The sequence below is a fragment of the Microcystis sp. M53598_WE2 genome (assembly GCF_030067735.1).
Lineage (GTDB): Bacteria > Cyanobacteriota > Cyanobacteriia > Cyanobacteriales > Microcystaceae > Microcystis > Microcystis aeruginosa.
This window is the reverse complement of record NZ_JASJFE010001033.1, coordinates 1-4,272: the sequence shown is the minus strand read 5'-3', so window position 1 is coordinate 4,272 and position 4,272 is coordinate 1. Positions and strand designations below refer to the sequence as shown.

The following is a 4,272-nucleotide window of genomic DNA, read 5'->3' as shown; positions in this document are numbered from 1 at the left end:
GGGATAGTCTGTAATTGTTGAGAGATTTCTCGAGCGGATAAACGAGTAGCGGGTAAAGAGAGGACTAATTCACCAGTTAACCCAATCATGAAAGCGATCGCTATTGCTAAGAATTGGTTCAACATTGAAGACTCTCCCGTACTTTTGGTGAGCGGAAAAAGTGATCGATCGGGAGAGCATAATGTCGAGAGAGCCACGCTCAAAAATCGACAATTCTGACCGATAGCTTTTCTGGGGGGAAACTTAGACGGTTTTCAGTCCGTCTGGGAGTACACTAGAAAATACCCATTTATTCGATCGAGCCGTTCATGATTATTTCCGTCGTAGCACTGAAGGGAGGGGTCGGGAAAACCACCACATCGATTCATCTGGCCGCCTATTTTCAGGAAAAAGCGCCCACCTTATTGATCGATGCGGATAAAAATCGTTCGGCTCTCCATTGGTCCCGGGAAGACACCCTTCCTTTTATGGTAGCGTCCCAAGCTGGAGCGACGGGACTGGTGAAACAATACACTCATATTATCGTCGATACCCAAGCCCGGCCGGAGCCAGACGAGTTAAAAGATTTAGCTCAGGGCAGCGATTTATTAATCCTACCCACCACTCCCAATCATCTCGATATCGATGTCACGATTAAAGCGGTAGAATTGCTCTCCAAGATGACCGATAATTATCGAGTTCTTTTAACCCAAGTGGATTCACGGACAAAAACAGGACGAGAAGCTCGGAAAGCTCTAGAAGAAGCAAAATTACCCGTATTTAAGCGAGAAATTCCCCGTTTAGTTGCTTTTGAACGAGCGGCCGAAAAGGGAGTCGTCGTCAAAGATTATCCCGACCCCCGGTCTAATTTCGGTTGGCTTTGTTACCAAGCGGTCGGTAAAGAAATTTTTGCCCTAATGACATAAATTGTTAAAAAAGTTAATATTAATATTTGTGTCATTTTTCCCCAAAAAGATACTTAATCTGCATGGGGACTTTTTGTAATCTTCCGTTAAGCGTTCACTCCTAAATCGGTAAAGTCTGAGACAATCAAAAAAGTCTGACTGTAGGAGAACCCTCTATGAAATTGGCCTATTGGATGTATGCGGGTCCCGCTCATATTGGCACGTTAAGGATCGCCAGTTCCTTTAAAAATGTTCATGCTATCATGCACGCTCCTCTGGGAGACGATTATTTTAACGTCATGCGCTCGATGTTGGAAAGGGAGCGTAATTTTACCCCCGTCACTGCTAGTATTGTCGATCGTAATGTTTTAGCCCGGGGTTCCCAAGAAAAAGTCGTCGATAATATTGTTCGCAAAGATCGCGAAGAAAGTCCCGATTTAATCGTTTTAACCCCCACCTGCACCTCCAGCATTCTCCAAGAGGATTTACAAAACTTTGTCGAAAGAGCGCGACAGGATGCCGAGGGGGATGTGCTGCTGGCCGATGTTAACCACTATCGCTATAATGAACTACAAGCGGCCGATAAAACCCTCTATCAAATTATCAAATATTATCTCGATAAGGCCCAAAGAAAAGGGGAAATTATCTCGGAGAAAACCCCTAAACCTTCGGTTAATATTATCGGTATTACCACCCTCGGTTTCCATAACCAACATGATCGCACGGAATTAAAGCGGTTAATGGCAGATTTGGACATTGAAGTTAACGAAATTATTCCCGAAGCTGCCTCGGTGGACAACTTAAAAAATCTGCCCCGCGCTTGGTTTAATCTGGTTCCCTATCGAGAAGTGGGATTAATGACAGCCAAATATCTCGAAAGTGAATTCGCTATGCCCTACGTTGATATTACCCCCATGGGAGTTGTGGAAACAGCGCGCTGTATTCGCAAAATCCAAGAGGTAATTAATCCCCAAGGTGCAGCAGTAGATTACGAAGATTTTATCAATGAACAAACTCTGCATATCTCCCAAGCTGCTTGGTTTTCTCGTTCCATTGACTGTCAGAATTTAACGGGGAAAAAAGCGGTGGTTTTTGGTGATAATACCCACGCAGCCGCTATGACAAAAATTCTCGCCAGAGAGATGGGAATTCATGTGGTTTTAGCGGGTACTTATTGCAAGTATGATGCGGATTGGTTCCGGGAACAAGTGAGTGAATATTGCGATGAAGTGTTAATTAGTGATGATAATGGCGCGATAGGAGATGCTATTGCTCGATTAGAACCAGCGGCGATATTTGGTACTCAAATGGAACGTCACGTTGGCAAACGTTTAGATATTCCCTGTGGAGTCATTGCCGCACCTATTCATATCCAAAATTTCCCCCTCGGTTATAAACCTTTCTTAGGTTACGAAGGCACTAATCAGATCGCCGATTTGGTCTATAATTCCTTTACTTTGGGTATGGAAGATCACCTATTAGAGATATTCGGTGGTCATGATACAAAAGAGGTAATTACTAAAGGTATTTCGGCAGATTCTGACCTAAATTGGAATAAGGAAGCGACGGCAGAATTGCAGAAAATACCCGGTTTTGTGCGGGGGAAAGTCAAACGAAATACCGAAAAATTCGCCCGGGAGCGAAGTATTGGTGAAATAACTTTAGAGGTAATGTATGCGGCTAAAGAATCCGTAGGAGCTTAATTATTTCTTGGGGCTGAAAGTTAACAGCATTCAGCCCTTTTTTTTAGTTATCTACTTAGGGCTTGCTGAATAAATCTAAAAACCTTGTTGGATAAGACTTTTAGACTTGTTTTCCCTCAAAAAGTGCCGACCTTTGGAGTGATCGGGGGGAAAATTCAGGTACTTTTTCCCTGAAAATTAGGTAACTGACTACCTCAAAATCCGTAAAACCCCACAACCCACACCCCACACCCCACACCCTGCCCCTAGGAAAAGCTTTTTCAGCAAACCCTACTTAATCCCTGAAGTATTCTTTCTTCTACTCCTTTCCCCTGAATTAACACTCCAAATCCTCCTAAACCAGTGGGATTGATTAATTGATGTAAGGCATCTCGGCGCTGAAATATAGTTAATATATCGATTTTTCCTTGAGAAAGTTCCTTTAATCTATCCCCTAATCCCAAAGCCATTAAAAATAATCCTTGCTGAGTAAAACCGAGATTTTTTAAGCCTAATTTCTCCCCTTGACGTTGTAAAGCAGTAAAATCCACATGAGTGGTAATATCTTGTTCTCCTACCCACAAATAAGGATGATCATGACGCTGATGTTGTCGATAACATTGTAGGGTTCCTTGACTTCTTTGGGGATGATAATATTTTTCGGCAGTGTAACCGTAATCTATGGTTAAGATATAACCTCGATCGAGTTTCCGATTAACGGTTTCTAACCAGTCTAAAGCTAATAAGTTTACCTCGGTTTGATAACCCTCCGGATAAAGTGGGGAAGGAATATTTATCCCCACTAAATCAAAATAGTCTTTGATTCTGTCGGTGGATAAATCTGCGATAATCTCCTGAAAAGGTTCCCCCAATCCCAGATAAATTTCTCGCAATTCCCCTGACTCGATCACAACTCGATGGACAGGAAAAGCATCGATTAACTCATTACTAAACACACAACCCACAAGGGAATTATCGGCTAAATCCGGCCAACTTTGCCAAGATACCGGGGAATATCCCGCTAAAGTTGCCTGTTGTCTTTCCCTGAGTTTCTGAGATTGTTCGATAATTATATAACTGAGATTTTGATAAAAATCAGCATAGCTATCACTTAAATAATCAAGGATATCCTTCGCTAAAATCCCCGAACCTGCTCCCACTTCCACTAAAGTAAATCCAGGGGAATTGCCCAAAAATTCCGCCATCTCGACAAATTGCTCTGCCAACAATTGGCCAAAATCTGCCCCTAGGGACGAGGAAGTAAAAAAATCTCCTTTTGAGCCAATTTCTACTTTTCCAGAGGTGTAATAGCCATAATCGGGGTGATAGAGAGCTAAATCCATCCAGCGCTCGAAGCTAATTCGACCCGCTACTGATTGTTTAATTTCCTCTAGGATGATTGCTTCTAAATTCATCTTGATCAGGGAATTATGAATTATGAATTATGAATTATGAATTATGAAATGGGAAGTGGGAATTAGGAATTATGAAATGGGAAGTGGGAATTAGGAATTAGGAATTAGGAAGGGTGCATCTAACATTTGCAGAAATACCGACAATCAGCAATTATGGCTCTTCGTTACTTGTTATGGTTCGATAGGGGGGCATAAATCGACTAAATCCTTATCTGGCAAGAGACTTAATTGATTAGTTCGCTCTAGATAAAAAACAATTGACAAAAATCGCTAAATGCCTTTCTCTATAAG

The 4,272-nt window shown here is 42.1% G+C and carries 3 protein-coding genes; 2 read left to right on the top strand and 1 reads right to left on the bottom strand.

Annotated elements, in window-relative coordinates; translation table 11 throughout:
• The first annotated feature begins 308 nt into the window (after positions 1–308).
• Entirely contained in the window at positions 309–905 is a 597-nt protein-coding gene (locus tag PX636_RS21235; protein WP_002796161.1) for a nucleotide-binding protein, read from the top strand.
• Between the two features lie 155 nt (positions 906–1,060).
• Positions 1,061–2,587 carry a ferredoxin:protochlorophyllide reductase (ATP-dependent) subunit B gene (gene bchB / locus PX636_RS21230; protein WP_002796162.1) on the top strand — a complete coding sequence of 509 codons (1,527 nt, stop codon included), beginning with the start codon at positions 1,061–1,063 and terminating at the stop codon, positions 2,585–2,587.
• A gap of 260 nt (positions 2,588–2,847) precedes the next feature.
• Here the strand turns inward: bchB and PX636_RS21225 are convergent, their stop codons facing one another.
• A complete protein-coding gene (locus tag PX636_RS21225; protein WP_288118731.1) occupies positions 2,848–3,981 on the bottom strand; it encodes a class I SAM-dependent methyltransferase in 1,134 nt (377 codons plus the stop codon).
• Positions 3,982–4,272 lie beyond the last annotated feature (291 nt).